Origin of the sequence: Paraburkholderia sp. GV068, assembly GCF_003058125.1 — a bacterium.
GTDB classification, from domain to species: domain Bacteria; phylum Pseudomonadota; class Gammaproteobacteria; order Burkholderiales; family Burkholderiaceae; genus Paraburkholderia; species Paraburkholderia graminis.
In genome coordinates this window covers 270,660-288,734 of the sequence record NZ_QBUB01000008.1, presented here as the reverse complement: position 1 = coordinate 288,734, position 18,075 = coordinate 270,660, and the positions used below count along the sequence as shown (strand labels likewise).

Genomic DNA, 18,075 nt, shown 5'->3' with positions numbered 1-18,075 from the left:
TTAACGCCAGATCGAATTTCAAAAAAGATTGCCTGCGTCGGTGTGGGAAACCGCATTTCGCAGTGATGTGGCACCGTTTCTTGAATGGCCTTCGCGGCGTCAGGATGAAAAAAACGCGCCCGAAGGCGCGCTTTCTTATGGTCTATGGTGGCTGCGAACCGTCAGGCCGGCAGACCCAAGCCACGCGGCAGCGGAAACGCGATGTTTTCCTCGATGCCGTCGAGCGCGCGAACATTGCGCACACCCAACTCCCGCAATCGGGCGATGACCGCCTGCGCCAGCACTTCCGGCGCCGAAGCGCCGGCAGTCACGCCGATGCGGCGCTTGCCCTCGACCCATGTCGGATCGATCTGATCCGGGGAATCGACCATATAGGCCGGCACGCCGAGCTTCTCAGCCAGTTCGCGCAGCCGGTTCGAGTTCGAACTGTTCGGGCTGCCGACCACGATCACCACGTCGCACTGCGGCGCCATGAACTTGACGGCGTCCTGGCGGTTCTGCGTCGCGTAGCAGATGTCCTGCTTCTTCGGCTCGCGGATGGACGGGTATTTCGCCTTCAGCGCGCCGATGATTTCGGCGGCGTCGTCGACCGACAGCGTGGTTTGCGTGACGAACGCGATCCGCTCCGGGTCGGCCAGTTGCAGCGCCTGCACGTCCTCGATGTCTTCGACGAGATGCATGCCCTCGCCCGCCTGGCCCATCGTGCCTTCCACTTCCGGATGGCCCTTGTGGCCGATCATCACGATGTCGAAGCCGTCCTGGCGCATCTTCGCGACCTCGATGTGCACCTTGGTCACGAGCGGACAGGTCGCGTCGTACACGCGCAGCCCGCGCGATTCGGCCTCGCTGCGCACCGCTTTCGACACGCCGTGCGCGCTGAAGATGACCGTGTTGCCGGGCGGCACTTCTTCGAGCCGCTCAATGAAAATCGCGCCCTTCTTGCGCAGATCTTCGACGACGTAGGCGTTATGGACGATTTCGTGACGCACGTAAATCGGCGAGCCGTGCAGCTTAATCGCGCGTTCGACGATCTCGATAGCCCGATCGACGCCGGCACAGAACCCGCGCGGCTGCGCCAGCAGGATCTCGGTTTCGGCAAGGGTCGTATCCGCGATGGTCATGTTTACAAAATCCCGATGATTTTCACTTCGAACGCCAGCGCCTGGCCGGCAAGCGGGTGGTTGAAATCGAACAGGGCCGACGTTTCGCTCACTTCTTTCAGAACGCCGGCGTAGCGGCCGCCACCCGGCGCGTTGAATTCGACCAGGTCGCCCGGAGAAAAATCCTCACCGATCATGCTGTTTTCGCGCAGCGTGGCCAGCGACACGCGCTGGATCAACTCGGGATTGCGCGGACCGAAGGCGACGCCAGGATCTAGCCGAAAGGTCGAATGGTGCCCGACCTTCAAACCCAGCAAAATGTCTTCCAGCGGCGGCGCGAGCTGACCGGCGCCGAGCAGCAGCGTGGCGGGCTTGTCGTTGAAGGTATTGATGACTTCGGCGCCATCGGCAAGGGAAAGCCGGTAGTGAAGCGTCACGTGCGAACCGGGCTTCACTTCGGAAATGTCGATGATGCTCATGCAGTGCTCGCTCAGTCGAAGCGCGCTCTCACGCGTGCGCCGCGGGCGCAGCTGACGCGTGCGGCACACCGTCGGCGTGCCGTGCGCAAAGCGTCTATTGTAAGCCACATGGCTGGCCTCGGCTTGCGTCCATCGCACGCACGAAGCTTCAACCCTAAGCGGAGGAATTGTCTCTATATGTCTGATTATGCGTCCACAATCGGCGATCCAATGTTGGATTTCGCTCGTTCGCCGCCCGTCGCCCGCCCTGCCGATGCGCCCAATCCGCGCCGCGGGCGCAAATGGCCCAAACACGATATGCCGCGCGAACGGCTCATCGATCAGGGCCCCGCCGTGCTGTCGGACACGGAGATGATCGTGCTCGTGCTCGGCTCGGGCCTGCCCGGCCACGACGTGTTCAGCGTGGCGCGCGAACTGCTCGACCGCTTCGGCTCGCTGCGGGCCATGCTCGATGCGACTTACGCGGATTTCGACGGCCTGCGCGGCATCGGGCCCGCGAAAAAAGCGCAATTGCTCGCGATCATGGAAATGGCGCGCCGTTCGCTGGTCGACAAGATGCGCCGGCGTTCGCTGATGAATTCGCCGGAGGCCGTGGAAGATTACCTGCGGCTTCTGATCGGCGGCCGTCCGCAGGAAGTGTTCGTGTCGCTGTTCCTGGACGCGCGGCATCGGCTGATTCGCAGCGAGGAAAGCGCGCGCGGCACGCTCACGCGCATGGCGGTGTATCCGCGCGAGATCGTGCGGCGGGCGCTGGCGCTCAATGCGGCCAGTCTGATCGTCGCGCACAATCATCCGTCGGGCGCAGTGCAGCCAAGCGCGAGCGACTGTAGTCTCACGCGCACACTGCGCGAAGCGCTGGCGCTGATCGACGTACAGCTGGTCGATCATCTCGTGATTGGCGCGGACAGCGTATACTCGTTCGCCCGCGCCGGGTGGCCGTGACGCGGCCCGATCGGTAGCTTGACGGGTCTTTCAGCGCTCTTTAGGCGACATGAAAAAAGCGTGAACGGGACGCGAAAGGGCGCCGCGCCGTGTTTCGCCACCGCAAATAAGGTTTGATTTTGCGGCTTTTTTCCTGCTAGAATTCCGGTTTGCCTATTTCCAACCCCCTGTTCCGAAGCCACCAAGGCGTTCCGGAAAGGATACGTGCCTGATTTCAGCGCGACTCTTTTCGGGAAACTTTCACGGCGTTCGAACTCAGAATTAGCGTATTAGGAGTGCTCTCATGGCACGCGTATGCCAAGTAACTGGGAAAGCGCCGATGAGCGGCAACAACGTTTCCCACGCGAACAACAAAACCAAGCGCCGGTTCCTGCCGAACCTGCAAAGCCGCCGTATTTGGGTGGAAAGCGAAAACCGTTGGGTGCGTCTGCGTATTTCGAACGCCGGCCTGCGCCTGATCGACAAGAACGGTATCGACGCTGTGCTCGCAGATCTGCGCGCACGCGGTGAAGCCTAAGGAGTAAATCATGGCGAAAGGCGCACGCGACAAGATCAAGCTGGAATCGACCGCAGGCACGGGTCACTTCTACACGACTACGAAGAACAAACGCAACATGCCGGAAAAGATGCTGATCAAGAAGTTTGATCCGGTCGTCCGTAAGCACGTTGACTACAAGGAAACCAAGATCAAGTAAGTCTTGGCTCCTGCCTTTTGACGAAGGCAAAGACATGTGCAAAAAGCCTCGCATTCGTGCGGGGCTTTTTTGTTTCTGGGTCGTCAAAACCGTCGTTTGACCTTGATGTGCCCAGTCGTGAAGTCTTATGACGTCCGGCTAGCTTTCCCTCGACCGTCGCGGCGCGTATCCTTTCTCGTTTTAGCAGCGCGTGATTGACGCGTTTGCACAGCAAAACGAAAAGACGGAGATGCAAGCAATGGAATTCGATGTGGCGATTGTCGGTAGCGGTCTCGCGGGGCTGAGCGTCGCGCTCAACCTCGCAGAAACGCGGCGGGTCGCGGTGATCGCCAAGCGGTCGATGACTGAAGGCGCGAGTGATTGGGCGCAAGGCGGCATCGCCGCCGTGCTGGATTCCGCGGACAGCATCGACAATCACGTGCGCGACACGCTGATTGCCGGCGGCGGCCTGTGCGACGAAGCGGCGACGCGGTTCATCGTCGAACACGGGCGTGCCGCGATTGAATGGCTGATCGACCAGGGCGTGCCGTTCACGAAAGACGACGCGGCGGAGCTCGGCTTCCACCTCACGCGCGAGGGCGGCCATAGCCACCGGCGGATTATTCATGCGGCCGACGCCACGGGCCACGCGGTTGTCACCACGCTCAGCGAGCGTGTGCGGCGGCATCCGAACATCACGCTGCTCGAAGATCACTGCGCGATCGACCTGATCACCTCCGACCGGCTGGGATTGCCGGGACGCCGTTGTCATGGCCTCTATGCGCTCGATGTGCAAACCGGCCGCACCGTCACCATCGAAGCGCCGCACACGGTGCTCGCCACCGGCGGCGCCGGCAAGGTCTACCTGTACACCACGAATCCGGACACGGCGACGGGCGACGGCATCGCGATGGCATGGCGCGCGGGCTGCCGTGTCTCGAACATGGAGTTCATCCAGTTCCATCCGACCTGCCTGTTCCATCCGTACGCCAAGTCGTTTCTGATCTCGGAAGCCGTGCGCGGCGAAGGCGGCGTGCTGAAGCTGCCGGACGGCACGCGTTTCATGCCGAACCACGACGAGCGCGCCGAACTCGCGCCGCGCGACATCGTCGCGCGCGCGATCGACTTCGAGATCAAGAAGCGCGGCATCGATTGTGTGTATCTGGACATCAGCCATCAGCCGGCCGATTTCCTGCGCGAGCATTTTCCGACGATTCTCGCGCGCTGCCTGGAATTCGGCATCGACATCACGAAGGAACCCATTCCGGTCGTGCCCGCGGCGCACTATACGTGCGGCGGCGTCGTCACCGATCTGGCGGGCCGCACCGATCTCGCGGGCCTCTATGCAGTCGGCGAGACCTCTTGCACGGGGCTGCACGGCGCAAACCGTCTGGCCAGCAATTCGCTGCTCGAGTGTCTGGTGATCGGCCGCTCGGCTGCGCGCGCCATTGAAGAAGAAGGCTTTAGCGGCGCGGTTCATGCGCCGTTGCCGGACTGGGACGAGAGCCGCGTGTCCGATCCGGACGAAGAAGTGGTGGTCGCCCACAATTGGGACGAGCTTCGCCGGCTCATGTGGAACTACGTGGGCATTGTGCGCACGGACAAACGGCTTGCGCGAGCGCGCCACCGGCTCGCCCTGTTGCGCGACGAGATTCACGAGTATTACGCGAATTTCAAGGTGAGCCGCGACCTGCTGGAGTTGCGCAATCTGGTGGACGTGGCTTCGCTAATCGTCGACGGCGCGCGCTCGCGGCGCGAAAGCCGCGGCCTGCATTTCAGCCGCGACTGGCCGGCGACTTTGCCCAAAGCGCTGCCGACCGTGCTCTCGCCGGAATACGTGCGCAACCGCAACGTGTGATGCAAACGGAAACGCCATCGCCGGCTTTCATGCCGGCGATGGCGTTTCATGTCTCACGAAGCCTAATTTCTGGAAACCGCGTCAGACGATTCGCAGCGAGTAATCGGTCGCTCGCACGTCTTTCGTCAGGGCGCCGATCGACACGCGGTCGACGCCTGTCTCCGCAATCGTCCGCACGGTCTCGAAGTTGACGCCGCCCGACACTTCCAGCACCGCGCGTCCAGCAGTGATGCGCACCGCGTCGCGCATTGCATCGAAGGAAAAGTTGTCGAGCAGAATGGACTGCGCGCGATGCGCCAATGCCGTTTCCAACTGTTCGAGCGTTTCGACCTCAATCTGAATCGGGACGCCCGCGTTGAGCGTAAGCGCGGCGTCCATGGCCGCGCCCACTCCGCCGGCGGCGGCAATGTGGTTTTCCTTGATCAGGATGCCGTCGTACAACGCGAGCCGTTGATTCGCGCCGCCGCCCACACGCACCGCGTACTTTTGCGCGAGCCGCAAGCCTGGCAAAGTCTTGCGCGTGTCGAGAATGCGCGTGCGCGTATGCGCGATTGCGTCGACGTACCGGCGCGTCGCGCTCGCCACGCCGGACAGCAACTGCAGAAAGTTGAGCGCGTTGCGTTCGGCGGTAAGCAGCGCGCGCACCGGCCCGCGCAGTTCGCACACCGGCGTGTCCGCCGTCATGCGGTCGCCTTCGCGATAACGCCACTGCGCCTCGATCCGCGGATCGACCTGGCGCAAGACGGCGTTGAACCAGGGCACGCCGCACAACACCGCATCCTCGCGGACGATGACGCGCGCGTCGCGCACTTCGTCGGCGGGAACGAGGCGGCCGGTCTGGTCGCCGGTGCCGATGTCTTCCGCGAGCGCGTCCGCGACGTTGCGTGCCAGCGCGGCGTCGAACGCGGCGCCGTACTGCGCGCGGATCTCGGCGAAGAGTGGCGACACGGCTTCCGCCTGGCTATAGGCGGCGGAACCGGCCTCTGCTGAATCTTGCGCTACCGCGTTCATCAGGCGGCTCCTACGTTCGAATACAACTGCGCGTCGCGCGCCAGATCGCCGCTCGCCTGCACGCGCTTCTTGTGACGCGCGGCGAAGTCCAGCATGCGATCGATCGGCAGACGAGCCCGTTCGCCGATAGCACGGTCGACGAAAATCTCGTTGTGGCCGCGCTCGAGCACGTCGGCCAGATTCGCGAGGCCGTTCATCGCCATCCACGGACAGTGCGCGCAGCTCTTGCAGGTCGCGCTGTTGCCGGCCGTGGGCGCGGCAATCAGCGTCTTGCCGGGCGCAGCGAGTTGCATCTTGTGCAGGATGCCGAGGTCCGTCGCGACGATGAAATGCGTCGCATCGAGCTTCTGCGCGGCGTCGATCAACTGAGTCGTGGAACCGACGACATCGGCAAGCGCCACGACGTTGGCCGGCGACTCCGGGTGCACGAGCACTTTCGCGCCGGGATATTCGGCGCGCAGCAAATCCAGCTCGATGCCCTTGAACTCGTCGTGCACGAGACACGAGCCCTGCCACATGAGCATGTCCGCGCCGGTCTTGTTCTGGATATAACCGCCCAGGTGCCGGTCCGGCGCCCAGATGATTTTTTCGCCGCGCGCGTGCAAGTCGGCAACAATCTCCAGTCCGATCGATGAAGTCACCATCCAGTCGGCGCGAGCCTTCACCGCGGCACTGGTGTTCGCATAGACCACGACCGTGCGATCCGGATGGGCGTCACAGAAAGCCGAGAATTCGTCCACTGGGCAGCCGAGATCGAGCGAGCAGGTGGCGTCGAGGTCGGGCATCAGAATGCGCTTGTCGGGACTCAGAATCTTCGCGGTCTCGCCCATGAAACGCACGCCCGCCACCACCAGCGTTTGCGCCTCATGGTCACGCCCGAAGCGCGCCATTTCCAGCGAATCGGCGACGCAGCCGCCGGTTTCGTCGGCAAGCTCCTGCAATTCGGCATCGACATAATAGTGGGCCACGAGCACTGCCTTCTCGCGCTTCAGCAGTGCGCGGATGCGCTCCTTCAGCGCCACTTTCTGTTCTGCCGACGGCATGTCGGGCACCTTCGCCCACGCCTGTCCGATCCCGCAGGACGTGCCCTGCGCCTGCGGCCGGTCGTATTCGACGGTCCTGATCGCCTGCTGATCCATGATCTCCTCTGCCTTCGCTCTGCCGCCGCGGCCTGCGCACTGCGTCATGCTGCATTTTCCGCGGCCCAAAAAGCAAAACCCCGCCAACGCGGGGTTTTGTGACGTAACGAAATTTTAATGGATTTCGCGATCAAGCATAACGGCGCAGTCGCATTGCAAAATCCTGCAGCGCTTTGATGCCGCTCGCCTCAGCGCGATGACACCAGTCCTGCAACTGAACCAGCAACTGGTCGCGCGATGCGTTCGAGCGCTCCCACATTGCCGCGAGTTCGTTGCGCATGTCGATGTACGTCTTCAGTTTCTGGCTGTTCGCGAAGATTTGCGGCAGCAGCCGTTTCTGCGGCTCGTCGAGCCCCGCTTCTTCCTTATGGAACCAGTTGCGCGCGCCGCGCATGAGCTGATACTTCTCGCGTGCGCCGACTTCCTTCAGATGCGCGAGTTCCTGACGATACGCACGCTTAAGCGCCTTGCCGTAACGCGCCATCACTTCGTAACGGTTTGCCAGCACGGCCTGCAACGTGTCCTGGTCGAGCACCAGCTTGCCGGTGGTCAGACGCGGCGTGGGCGCGATCTTCTTCACCTTCGCAAGACGGAAGGCCGACATGATGCGGATATACATCCAGCCGATGTCGAACTCATACCACTTGTTCGACAGCTTGGCCGACGTCGCATACGTGTGGTGGTTGTTATGCAGCTCCTCACCGCCGATGATGATGCCCCACGGGAAAATGTTCGTGCTGGCGTCCGACGAGTTGAAGTTGCGGTAGCCCCAGAAGTGCGCGAGACCGTTGACGACGCCGGCCGCCCAGAACGGGATCCAGACCATTTGCACGGCCCAGATGGTCAGGCCGACCACGCCGAACAGCGCGACGTTCAGCACCATCATCAGGCTCACGCCGAGAATCGGGTACTTCGTGTAGACGTTGCGCTCCATCCAGTCGTTCGGCGTGCCGTGACTGAACTTGCGCATCGTTTCTTCGTTTTTCGCTTCAGTGCGATACAGTTCCGCGCCTTCGAGCAGCACCTTCCAGATGCCGCGCGTTTGCGGGCTGTGCGGATCTTCTTCGGTCTCGCACTTCGCGTGGTGCTTACGGTGGATAGCCGCCCATTGACCGGTCAGCATGCCCGTGGTCATCCACAGCCAGAACCGGAAAAAATGACTGACGACAGGGTGCAACTCCAGCGCGCGGTGCGCCTGGCAGCGGTGCAGATAAACCGTCACGCCGATGATCGTGACGTGCGTGACCGCGAGGGTGTACAGCACAAGTTGCCACCAGGAGAAGCGCAGCAGGCCGTGGGCAAGGAAATCGAGCAAGGAATTCAACAAGGCAATTTACCTGTGGAACGAGAGACACGAGACACCCGCGGACTGCGCGTGTCAAGAAAGTGAAAGCATACAGCGGGATTGGACGACATTCTACTGGAAGCGTTCCAAGTGTTTGTAACAAATAGGGATTTTTTGTGCGGCATCAACGAGCGATAGTCTGCAATGAGCCCATTTTGACTCACCGCAGACCCAGAAGTGCCCGTCAGAGCGCGTTGTCTGCCTGATTGGCGGCAGGCGCGGTCATAGTTACCGGCTGCGGTGCGACACCGGAGACATTTGCAATGTGTCCGACGTTGCCGACGATCCGCACTTCGCGTTGCGCGAAAGGAATCGAAATGCCGTGCGCGGAGAAAAGCTGCCAGATGTTGCGATTGACCGCCGAGCGCACGGCCGAGGTGCCGGTTGCGGCGTCGGCGATCCAGAAACCCAGTTCGAGGTTGATGCCGTCAGCGCCGAAACTCGTCAGGTAAGGCGTGGGCGCCGGGTCCGCGAGGACGCGCGGCACGCCGGCGGCGGCTTGCGCGAGCAGCGCCATCGCCTGTTCGACGTCGGCCGTGTAGGCGATCTGCACCGCCGCCTTCGCATAGCCGCGCGTCAGATACGACGACTGGTTCTGCACGACGTCGGTGATCAGCTTCTCGTTTGGAATCAGCGTCTCGATGCCGTCGAGGCCACGCACGACCGTGTAACGCGTGCGGATCTGCGTGACCATGCCTTGCAGGCCGCTCACGTTGATCGTGTCGCCGATCCGCAACGACCGGTCGATCAGGATGATGAAGCCCGACACATAGTTGCTCGCGATCTTCTGCAGCCCGAAACCGAGCCCCACGCCGAGCGCGCCGCCGAACACGCCGAGCACGGTGATGTCGATGCCCACGAGCGACAGGCTGATCAGCACGGCCGCCAGCACGAAAGCCGCACGGCCGACGCGCGCCACCACCACTTTCAGATTGGCGTCGAGCGTGGTGGCGCGCATCAGCCGGTCTTCGAACGCCGAGCCGAGCCACATCGCGACGATCATCGTCACGCCCACCCACAGCAGGCCGGTGACGAGCGAAAGCAGCGTCATATGGGCATTGGCGATGCGAAAGTGAACGCTCGCCATCCACTCGATCACGTCGTCCTGAATGCCCATCACGGTCAGCACCATGGCGACCCAGACGACCAGCGTGACGATTTTTTCGACGACGAAAAGCCACGGATGCGTCTCGCCGTCGTGGCTAAAGACGCGTCGCGCGAAGAAAAACACGATGTAAATCAAGCCGATGCCGAAAAGCGGCACCAACGCGAGATCGAGCAGCGCAGTGTGGATGAACCGGCCCGCGATCGCGCGCGCGAGCCACACCAGCACCGCGCCGATCAGCGGGAAAAACGCACGGTTCAGGCTTTCGGCGCCGAAGCGCAGCGTCTGGTAGCGCGTCTGCCGGCGCAAATCGAGCGCCCGGCGCAGCACGCGCGCGAGCAGCCACGCGAGCGCGAGCGTCGTGAGAAGCAAGCCGATTTGCCACAGCATGACCGGCTGGCCGAAGTCGCGCGTGAGATCGCCGAAAAGGTGCGAAAAGAGTCGGTTTTGCATGATGTTGCGGGAATGGCCGGCTCGCCGGGATCGAAGAATCGATCGGCGAGCCGGCGGACAGCCCGTCGGGCCTCAGCTCTGACGTTCGAGCACGGCGGCGAAGAAGCCGTCGGTCGCGTGGCGGTGCGGCCAGAGCGACAGGTAATCGCCCATTTCGAGGTCGATGCGCTGCTCGGCCAGCACTTCACGCGCCGGGACGAGCGCGAAGTCCGGGTGATCCGAGAGGAACTGCTGAACGACCGCTTCGTTTTCCGCTTCGAGGATCGAGCACGTCGCGTACACGAGACGCCCGCCCTTCTTCACGAGCCGCGCCGCGCTCGCGAGAATCGACGCCTGCTTGGGCGCAAGCTCCGCGACCGATTCCGGCGACTGACGCCATTTCAGATCGGGATTGCGGCGCAGCGTGCCGAGGCCGCTGCACGGCGCGTCGACCAGCACGCGGTCGATCTTGCCGGCAAGCCGCTTGATCTTGGCGTCGTGCTCGCTGTCGATCAGCACCGGATTCACGTTCGACAAGCCGCTGCGCGCAAGCCGCGGCTTGAGCTTGGCGAGACGCCGCTCGGAGATGTCGAATGCGTACAGACGCCCGGTCGAGCGCATCGCCGCGCCGAGCGCGAGCGTCTTGCCGCCCGCGCCTGCGCAGAAGTCGACGATCATTTCGCCGCGCTTGGGCGCGACGAGCGAGCACAGCAACTGGCTGCCCTCGTCCTGGACTTCGAGCCAGCCTTGCTGGAACGCGTCGAGCTTGGTGAGCGGCGGCTTGCCGACCACGCGCACGCCGAACGGCGCGAACGGCGTGGCGCCGGCTTCAATGCCGGCCTTCGACAGCGCGTTCAGCACGTCGTCGCGGCTCGCCTTGATCGGGTTCGCGCGCAGATCCAGAGGCGCCGGGTAGTTGAGCGCGGCGGCCAGTTGCGCGAGTTCCGCGGCTTCGAACCGCTTGGTCAGCGCCTGATAGATCCAGTCCGGCAGATTCAGGCGAATCCGCAGCGGCAGGCTTTCCGGGTCGATCATCGCGACGTGTTCCAGCCACCTGGATTCCGAGTCCGACACGAACGGCTTGAGCGCCGAGCGGCCCGCCGTCTGCATCAGACCGAGCAAAGCCATGCGGCGCGCCGGGCTGCCGGCGCCGCTTTCGGCCAGATGCGCGAATTCCATGCGCCGGCGCAGCACCGCGAAAACCGCCTCGGCGATCACGCCGCGCTCACCGTGTCCGAGCTTCGGATGCGCGCGGAAAAAGCGGCTCGTGGTGGCGTCGGCGGGACCATTCAGTCTTAGGACTTCAGCCAGCAAAGTCTCAGTTTGTCCAATCAAAAAACCATGCAATCTCATGCGCCCTCTCCGGCGGTGTGACCGGCAAAGAGCCATTGCGGCTCCGGCGGCGTAAGCGTGACACGCAGGCCGTCAAGAGCAAGGCGCCCTTCGACGAACCAGCGCACCGCGCGTGGATAAATGATGTGTTCGGTCGCGAGCACGCGTTCGGCGAGCGTCGCGGGCGTGTCGCCGGCCACGACGGGCACCGCCGACTGCACGACGATCGGTCCGTGATCGAGCTGCGACGTCACGAAATGCACCGACGCGCCATGCAGTCGCACGCCGGCGTCGAGCGCCTGCTGATGCGTTTTCAGTCCAGGAAAGCTCGGCAGCAGCGACGGGTGCACGTTCAGCATGCGCCCCGCATAACGGTCGACGAAACCGTCCGTCAGCACGCGCATGAAGCCGGCGAGCGCGACGAGATCCGGCGAGAAACTATCGATTTGTTCGGCCAGCGCCGCATCGAAGCGCTCGCGGTCGGGAAACTGGCGGTGATCGACCACCGCCGTCGCAATGCCGTGCGACGCCGCGAACGCAAGGCCCGCGGCGTCAGGACGGTTCGCAATCACGGCGGCCACCTGCGCGGCCCACCCTTCGTCCGCACACGCGCGAACAATGGCTTCCATGTTGCTTCCCCGCCCTGAAATCAGGATGACGAGTTTTTTCATGCGCGGATTTTATCATTCGGGGACACCCAAACCGCGAGGCGCCGCCGTCCGTTGCGCCGAGCGTTTATAATCGTTTGTTTTGCGGCACCCCGCCCGCCCTACCCCGACGCGCTATCGTGAGAGTCTTCCGCGGTCTTCCCAACGCTGAAAGCCGTGCGCCGTGCGCACTGACCATCGGCAACTTCGACGGTGTCCACCGCGGCCATCAGGCTTTGCTCGCGCACGTGCGCGCAGCGGCCGACGCGCGCGGCCTGCCCGTCTGCGTGATGACCTTCGAGCCGCACCCGCGCGAATTCTTCAACCCGGCCGGCGCGCCGCCGCGCATCGCGATGCTGCGCGACAAGCTCGAAGCGCTGCGCACCAATGGCGTGGACCGCGTGGTCGTCGAGCACTTCAATCACACGTTCGCGAGCCAGTCGCCGGACGCGTTCGTCGAACGGATCATCGTGAACGGGCTGCACGCGCGCTGGGTGATGATCGGCGACGACTTCCGCTATGGCGCCAAGCGCGCGGGCGACTTCACGTCGCTGAAGGCGGCAGGGCAGCACTACGGTTTCGAAGTCGAGCAAATGGCCACGGTCGCCGATCCGTCCGGTGCGCGCATTTCCAGCTCGGGCGTGCGCGCGGCATTGGTCGCGGGCGATCTCGACGCGGCGCGCGCCGCGCTCGGCCGCGACTATCTGATCAGCGGCCACGTCGTGCACGGCATGAAGCTCGGCCGCGATCTCGGCTTTCCCACGCTCAATCTGCCGATCGCTCACAAGCGTCCGGCGCTCGCTGGAATTTTCGTCGTGCGCGTGCATGGCGTGACCGACGAACCGCTGCCTGGCGTCGCGAGTCTGGGCCTGCGTCCCACCGTCGACGATTCCGGCCGCGTGCTGCTCGAAGTGCACCTGCTCGACTGGCACGGCGACGCTTACGGCAAGCTCGTGCGCGTCGAATTCCTGAAGAAGCTGCGCGACGAGGAAAAGTACGTCGACCTCGAAACGCTCACCGCCGCGATTGCACGCGACGTCGCCAACGCGCGCGCGTGGTTCGCGGCCGTCGGCGCGGGCACGCCCGGCAGCCGCTCCACCGGTTTCGCCACGTCGGCCACCGACCGAATTAGATAGCCGCCGCGGTCCCTGCGCGCGTTCACCTGCCGCATGGACCGCCGCTGCGCGCATCGAAGGACATCCGCGCATTGCGCGACATGCCCGCCGCCGCGCCAACCCTCTCGCGCACCGTGCGCAACCCGCGCCCCGCTGCGCTTATAAAGAATTCACCGCGACCACATCATGAGCAACAAGAAAGCCGATTCGAAACCGCAATCACGCTACCCCGTGAACCTGCTCGACACGCCGTTCCCGATGCGCGGCGACTTGCCCAAGCGCGAGCCGCAATGGGTCAAGGAATGGCAGGAGCGCAAGGTCTACGAGAAGATCCGCGCCGCCAGCAAGGGTCGCAAGAAGTTCATCCTGCACGACGGCCCGCCGTACGCGAACGGCGACATCCACCTCGGCCACGCGGTGAACAAGATCCTCAAGGACATGATCGTCAAGGCGCGCAACATGGCGGGCTTCGACGCGGTCTACGTGCCGGGCTGGGACTGCCACGGCATGCCGATCGAAATCCAGATCGAAAAGCAGTTCGGCAAGTCGCTGCCCGCCGCGGAAGTCATGCAGAAAGCGCGCGCGTATGCGACCGAGCAGATCGAGAAGCAGAAGCTCGGCTTCCGGCGTCTGGGCGTGCTCGGTGAGTGGGACAACCCCTACAAGACCATGAACTTCACGAATGAAGCCGGCGAAATCCGCGCGCTCGCGAAGATCCTGGAAAAAGGCTACGTGTTCCGCGGCCTGAAGCCGGTCAACTGGTGCTTCGACTGCGGCTCGGCGCTCGCTGAGGCGGAAGTCGAGTACAAGGACAAGACCGATCCGACCATCGACGTGCTGTTCGGCTTCGCCGAGCCGGAGAAGACCGCGCAGGCGTTCGGCCTGAACGCGCTGCCGCGCAACGAAGGCGGCATCGTGATCTGGACCACGACGCCGTGGACCATTCCCGCGAACCAGGCGTTGAACCTGCATCCGGAAATCGTCTATGCGCTCGTCGATACGCCGCGCGGCCTGTTGATTCTCGCCGAGGAACGCGTCGAAGCATGCCTGAAGGCGTACGGTCTGGAAGGCTCGGTGATCGCGACTACGCCGGGCGCCAAGCTTGTCAACTTGCGCTTCAATCATCCGCTCGCGTCCGCGCATCCGAGCTATAAGCGCACGGCGCCGGTTTATCTCGGCGACTACGTGACGACGGAAACCGGCACGGGCGTCGTGCACTCGTCGCCGGCGTATGGCGTGGAAGACTTCGTGTCGTGCAAGGCGCACGGCATGGCCGATTCCGACATCATCAATCCGGTGATGGGCGACGGCCGTTACATCGAATCGCTCGCGCTCTTCGGCGGCCTGTCGATCTGGGCGGCGAATCCGCAGATCGTCGAAGCGCTGCAAAGCGCCGGTTCGCTTTTGCGCACCGAAAAGTACACGCACAGCTACATGCACTGCTGGCGCCACAAGACGCCGATCATCTATCGTGCGACGTCGCAATGGTTCGCCGGCATGGACGTGAAGCCGAACGACAGCGACAAGACGCTGCGCGAAACCGCGCTCGAAGGCATCGAAAACACGGCGTTTTATCCGTCGTGGGGCAAGCAGCGGCTCTTCAGCATGATCGCGAATCGTCCCGACTGGACGCTGTCGCGTCAGCGCCAATGGGGCGTGCCGATGGCGTTCTTCGTCCACAAGGAAACGGGCGAGCTGCATCCGCGCACGCTCGAGTTGCTCGAGGAAGTCGCGAAGCGCGTCGAGCAGGCCGGCATCGAGGCTTGGCAAACGCTCGATCCGCGCGAACTGCTCGGCGACGACGCGAATCTGTACGAAAAGAACCGCGACACGCTCGACGTGTGGTTCGATTCCGGCACGACGCATTGGCACGTGCTGCGCGGCTCGCACAAGGACGAACTGCAATTCCCGGCCGACCTGTATCTGGAAGGCTCGGACCAGCATCGCGGCTGGTTCCATTCGTCGCTGCTCACGGCTTCCATGCTCGACGGCCGTCCGCCGTATAACGCGCTTCTGACGCACGGCTTTACCGTCGACGGCGAAGGCCGCAAGATGAGCAAGTCGCTCGGTAACGGCATCGATCCGCATGAGGTGGCGAATCGCCTCGGCGCGGAAATCATCCGCTTGTGGATCGCGTCGACCGATTACTCCGGCGAGCTCGCGATCTCCGAGGAAATCCTCAAGCGCGTGACGGAAGGCTATCGCCGTATCCGCAACACGCTGCGCTTCCTGCTCGCGAATCTGTCGGACTTCGACTACGAGAAGAACGCGCGCCCGGTGGAAGACTGGCTCGAGATCGACCGTTACGCGGTGGCGCTGTCGGCGAATCTGCAAAACGACATCCTCTCGCACTACGACAAGTACGAGTTCCACCCGGTGGTCGCCAAGCTGCAGACGTTCTGCTCGGAAGATCTCGGCGGTTTCTATCTGGACGTGCTGAAGGATCGCCTGTACACGACGGCTGCTGACTCCGTCGCGCGCCGCTCGGCTCAAACCGCGCTGTATCACATCGCGCAAGGTTTGCTGCGTCTGATGGCGCCGTTCCTCTCCTTCACCGCCGAAGAAGCGTGGAAGGTGTTCCAGCCGAACAGCGAAACCATCTTCACCGAGACGTATCACGCGTTCCCGGCCGTGCCGGACGCGGGCGCGCTGCTCGACAAATGGACGCTGCTGCGCGCCGCGCGCGGCGACGTGACCAAGGCGCTGGAAGAAGCGCGCGTTGCTGACCTGATCGGCTCGTCGTTGCAGGCGGAAGTGGAAATCCGCGCGAGCGGCGCGCGTTACGACGCGCTGACGAGCCTCGGCGACGACCTCAAGTTCGTGCTGATCACATCGGCGGCGAGCGTCGTGAAGGTCGCGAGCGAAGCGGAAGAAGGCGTCGAAGTGATCACGTCGAAGTATCTGAAGTGCGAGCGCTGCTGGCACTACCGCGCGGATGTCGGCGCGAACGCCGAACACCCCACGCTGTGCGGCCGCTGCATCAGCAATCTGTTCGGCACCGGCGAGGCGAGGAGCGCGGCATAATGGCGAGAACCATGGCGAAATCCACATCGAAAGCGTCCGCCGGCAACAGTTCGCTGGCGCCCTGGCTCGGCGTCGCGCTGATCGTGATCCTGTTCGATCAGCTGACGAAAATCGCGGTGCAGAAGGTGTTTGCCTACGGCGTCGCGCATGAGGTCACGTCGTTCTTCAACCTGATCCTCGTGTACAACCGCGGCGCCGCCTTCAGCTTTCTCGCGATGGCGGGCGGCTGGCAGCGTTGGGCTTTCACCGCGCTCGGCGTGATCGCCGCGCTGGTGATCTGCTACCTGCTCAAGCGCCACGGCGGGCAAAAAATGTTCTGCACGGCGCTGTCGCTGATTCTCGGCGGCGCGCTCGGCAACGTGATCGACCGGCTCGCGTACGGCCATGTGATCGACTTCCTGGACTTCCACGTGCGCGCGTGGCACTGGCCGGCGTTCAACCTGGCCGACAGCGCAATTACGGTCGGCGCGGTGCTGCTCGTCATCGACGAGTTGCGGCGCGTACGCGGGTCGCGCTAACGGGCGGATCGTTGCAAGGCGCGGGCCGCCGGAAGTGGTTTTTCGCGCTTCGACGGCGGCGCGTTAGAAATCCGCTTTGAAGGCCGGCAACGGTGCAAGCGCGCCGCGCTCGGTCACCACGCTTTGTCGGAGGCTTTCGTTGGCAACCGCAGAACTCGCAGGAAAACACCTCGTCCTCGGCATGACGGGCGGCATTGCCTGCTACAAGATCGCCGAACTCACGCGTCTTCTGACCAAGGCCGGCGCGACCGTCCAGGTCGTGATGACCGAAGCGGCCACGCAGTTCATCACGCCCGTCACGATGCAGGCGCTCTCAGGCCGTCCCGTCTACACGAGCCAGTGGGACGCGCGCATCGCGAACAACATGGCGCATATCGATCTGTCGCGCGAAGCCGACGCGATCGTGATCGCGCCCGCGTCCACTGACTTCCTCGCGAAACTCGCGCACGGCATGGCCGACGATCTGCTCGCCACGTTGTGCGTCGCGCGCGATTGTCCGTTGCTCGTCGTGCCCGCGATGAACCGGCAGATGTGGCAGAACCCGGCGACGCAGCGCAATGTCGCGCAACTGCGCGCGGACGGCGTCGAAGTGCTCGGCCCCGATTCGGGACCGCAGGCGTGCGGCGAAATCGGCGACGGCCGCATGCTCGAAGCCGCGGCAACTTACGAAGCGATCGCATCGTTTTTCTCGCCGAAGATTCTGTCCGGTCGACGCGTGCTGCTGACAGCCGGCCCGACGTTCGAACCGCTCGATCCGGTTCGCGGCATCACGAATCGCTCGAGCGGCAAGATGGGTTTTGCGCTCGCGCGCGCCGCGCAGCAGGCCGGCGCCGACGTGCATCTCGTCGCGGGTCCGGTCGCGCTCGACACACCGTGGGGCGTGTTCCGCGAGGATGTGCAGACCGCCCAGCAGATGCACGATGCGGTGATGCGTTCGGTAGCGGACGCGGACATCTTCATCGGCGTGGCCGCGGTCGCCGACTGGCGCGTCGCTCACGCGAGCGAACACAAGATCAAGAAAGCCGCCGACCGCGCGCTGCCCACGTTTTCGTTCGTCGAAAATCCGGACATTCTGGCCTCGGTGGCCAAGCTGCCGCATCCGCCGTTCGCCGTCGGCTTCGCTGCGGAAAGCGGCGATCTCGAAGTGCATGGCGAAGAGAAACGTGTGCGCAAGAATGTGCCGCTGCTAATCGGCAATCTCGGGCCGCTCACGTTCGGCATGGACGACAACGAAGTGATCCTGTTCGAAGCCGGCGGTGCAACCCGGCTGCCGCGCGCCGACAAGCAGACGCTCGCGCGCGCGTTGATCGCGGAAATCGCGAAGCGTCTGCCCGACACAAGCCTGATTCGCTGA

At 63.8% G+C, this 18,075-nt stretch carries 16 protein-coding genes; 8 read left to right on the top strand and 8 right to left on the bottom strand.

The window, feature by feature from the left end; genetic code table 11:
• Window positions 1–161: 161 nt before the first annotated feature.
• Together ispH and C8K18_RS18600 are read right to left on the bottom strand one after the other, a co-directional pair.
• Complete coding sequence (gene ispH / locus C8K18_RS18605; protein ID WP_006050120.1) at window positions 162–1,121, bottom strand: 4-hydroxy-3-methylbut-2-enyl diphosphate reductase; 960 nt, start codon at window positions 1,119–1,121, stop codon at window positions 162–164.
• A 2-nt stretch (window positions 1,122–1,123) separates the two neighbouring features.
• Window positions 1,124–1,579 (bottom strand): peptidylprolyl isomerase, encoded by a 456-nt coding sequence (locus tag C8K18_RS18600; protein ID WP_006050119.1) that lies wholly within the window; start codon window positions 1,577–1,579, stop codon window positions 1,124–1,126.
• A 177-nt stretch (window positions 1,580–1,756) separates the two neighbouring features.
• On the opposite strand from C8K18_RS18600, the gene radC reads away from it, so the two are divergent.
• The 4 genes from radC to nadB all read left to right on the top strand — a co-directional run bounded on the left by radC (window position 1,757) and on the right by nadB (window position 5,053).
• Window positions 1,757–2,521 carry a DNA repair protein RadC gene (gene radC / locus C8K18_RS18595; protein WP_006050118.1) on the top strand — a complete coding sequence of 255 codons (765 nt, stop codon included), beginning with the start codon at window positions 1,757–1,759 and terminating at the stop codon, window positions 2,519–2,521.
• A gap of 283 nt (window positions 2,522–2,804) precedes the next feature.
• The gene (gene rpmB / locus C8K18_RS18590; RefSeq protein ID WP_006050117.1) at window positions 2,805–3,038 is read left to right on the top strand and encodes a 50S ribosomal protein L28; all 234 of its coding nucleotides are present in this window, start codon (window positions 2,805–2,807) and stop codon (window positions 3,036–3,038) included.
• 10 nt (window positions 3,039–3,048) lie between these two features.
• Window positions 3,049–3,216 carry a 50S ribosomal protein L33 gene (gene rpmG, locus C8K18_RS18585; protein ID WP_006050116.1) on the top strand — a complete coding sequence of 56 codons (168 nt, stop codon included), beginning with the start codon at window positions 3,049–3,051 and terminating at the stop codon, window positions 3,214–3,216.
• A gap of 238 nt (window positions 3,217–3,454) precedes the next feature.
• Entirely contained in the window at window positions 3,455–5,053 is a 1,599-nt protein-coding gene (gene nadB / locus C8K18_RS18580) for an L-aspartate oxidase (RefSeq protein ID WP_029968033.1), read from the top strand.
• A gap of 81 nt (window positions 5,054–5,134) precedes the next feature.
• Here nadB and nadC read toward each other — a convergent pair whose 3' ends face one another.
• The 6 genes from nadC to purN form a co-directional block, all read right to left on the bottom strand.
• Window positions 5,135–6,064 carry a carboxylating nicotinate-nucleotide diphosphorylase gene (gene nadC, locus C8K18_RS18575; RefSeq protein ID WP_107708719.1) on the bottom strand — a complete coding sequence of 310 codons (930 nt, stop codon included), beginning with the start codon at window positions 6,062–6,064 and terminating at the stop codon, window positions 5,135–5,137.
• On the bottom strand, window positions 6,064–7,203 hold the full coding sequence (nadA, locus tag C8K18_RS18570) for a quinolinate synthase NadA (protein ID WP_006050113.1): 1,140 nt from the start codon (window positions 7,201–7,203) through the stop codon (window positions 6,064–6,066). The genes nadC and nadA overlap by 1 nt, the downstream gene beginning before the upstream one ends.
• A gap of 130 nt (window positions 7,204–7,333) precedes the next feature.
• On the bottom strand, window positions 7,334–8,530 hold the full coding sequence (locus C8K18_RS18565; protein ID WP_006050112.1) for a fatty acid desaturase: 1,197 nt from the start codon (window positions 8,528–8,530) through the stop codon (window positions 7,334–7,336).
• 202 nt (window positions 8,531–8,732) lie between these two features.
• Entirely contained in the window at window positions 8,733–10,106 is a 1,374-nt protein-coding gene (locus tag C8K18_RS18560) for a mechanosensitive ion channel family protein (protein WP_107708717.1), read from the bottom strand.
• A gap of 72 nt (window positions 10,107–10,178) precedes the next feature.
• Complete coding sequence (locus C8K18_RS18555) at window positions 10,179–11,438, bottom strand: RsmB/NOP family class I SAM-dependent RNA methyltransferase (protein ID WP_107708715.1); 1,260 nt, start codon at window positions 11,436–11,438, stop codon at window positions 10,179–10,181.
• The gene (gene purN / locus C8K18_RS18550) at window positions 11,435–12,088 is read right to left on the bottom strand and encodes a phosphoribosylglycinamide formyltransferase (RefSeq protein ID WP_006050109.1); all 654 of its coding nucleotides are present in this window, start codon (window positions 12,086–12,088) and stop codon (window positions 11,435–11,437) included. Before purN ends, C8K18_RS18555 begins: the two co-directional genes overlap by 4 nt.
• Before the next feature lie 116 nt (window positions 12,089–12,204).
• Here purN and C8K18_RS18545 point away from each other — a divergent pair, with 116 nt between their 5' ends.
• The 4 genes from C8K18_RS18545 to coaBC all read left to right on the top strand — a co-directional run bounded on the left by C8K18_RS18545 (window position 12,205) and on the right by coaBC (window position 18,075).
• On the top strand, window positions 12,205–13,200 hold the full coding sequence (locus C8K18_RS18545; RefSeq protein WP_006050108.1) for a bifunctional riboflavin kinase/FAD synthetase: 996 nt from the start codon (window positions 12,205–12,207) through the stop codon (window positions 13,198–13,200).
• A 165-nt stretch (window positions 13,201–13,365) separates the two neighbouring features.
• Window positions 13,366–16,203, top strand: a complete 2,838-nt coding sequence (gene ileS / locus C8K18_RS18540; protein WP_107708713.1) for an isoleucine--tRNA ligase — start codon at window positions 13,366–13,368, stop codon at window positions 16,201–16,203.
• A gap of 11 nt (window positions 16,204–16,214) precedes the next feature.
• On the top strand, window positions 16,215–16,721 hold the full coding sequence (gene lspA, locus C8K18_RS18535; protein ID WP_107708712.1) for a signal peptidase II: 507 nt from the start codon (window positions 16,215–16,217) through the stop codon (window positions 16,719–16,721).
• A 139-nt stretch (window positions 16,722–16,860) separates the two neighbouring features.
• Window positions 16,861–18,075 (top strand): bifunctional phosphopantothenoylcysteine decarboxylase/phosphopantothenate--cysteine ligase CoaBC, encoded by a 1,215-nt coding sequence (coaBC, locus tag C8K18_RS18530; protein ID WP_029968043.1) that lies wholly within the window; start codon window positions 16,861–16,863, stop codon window positions 18,073–18,075.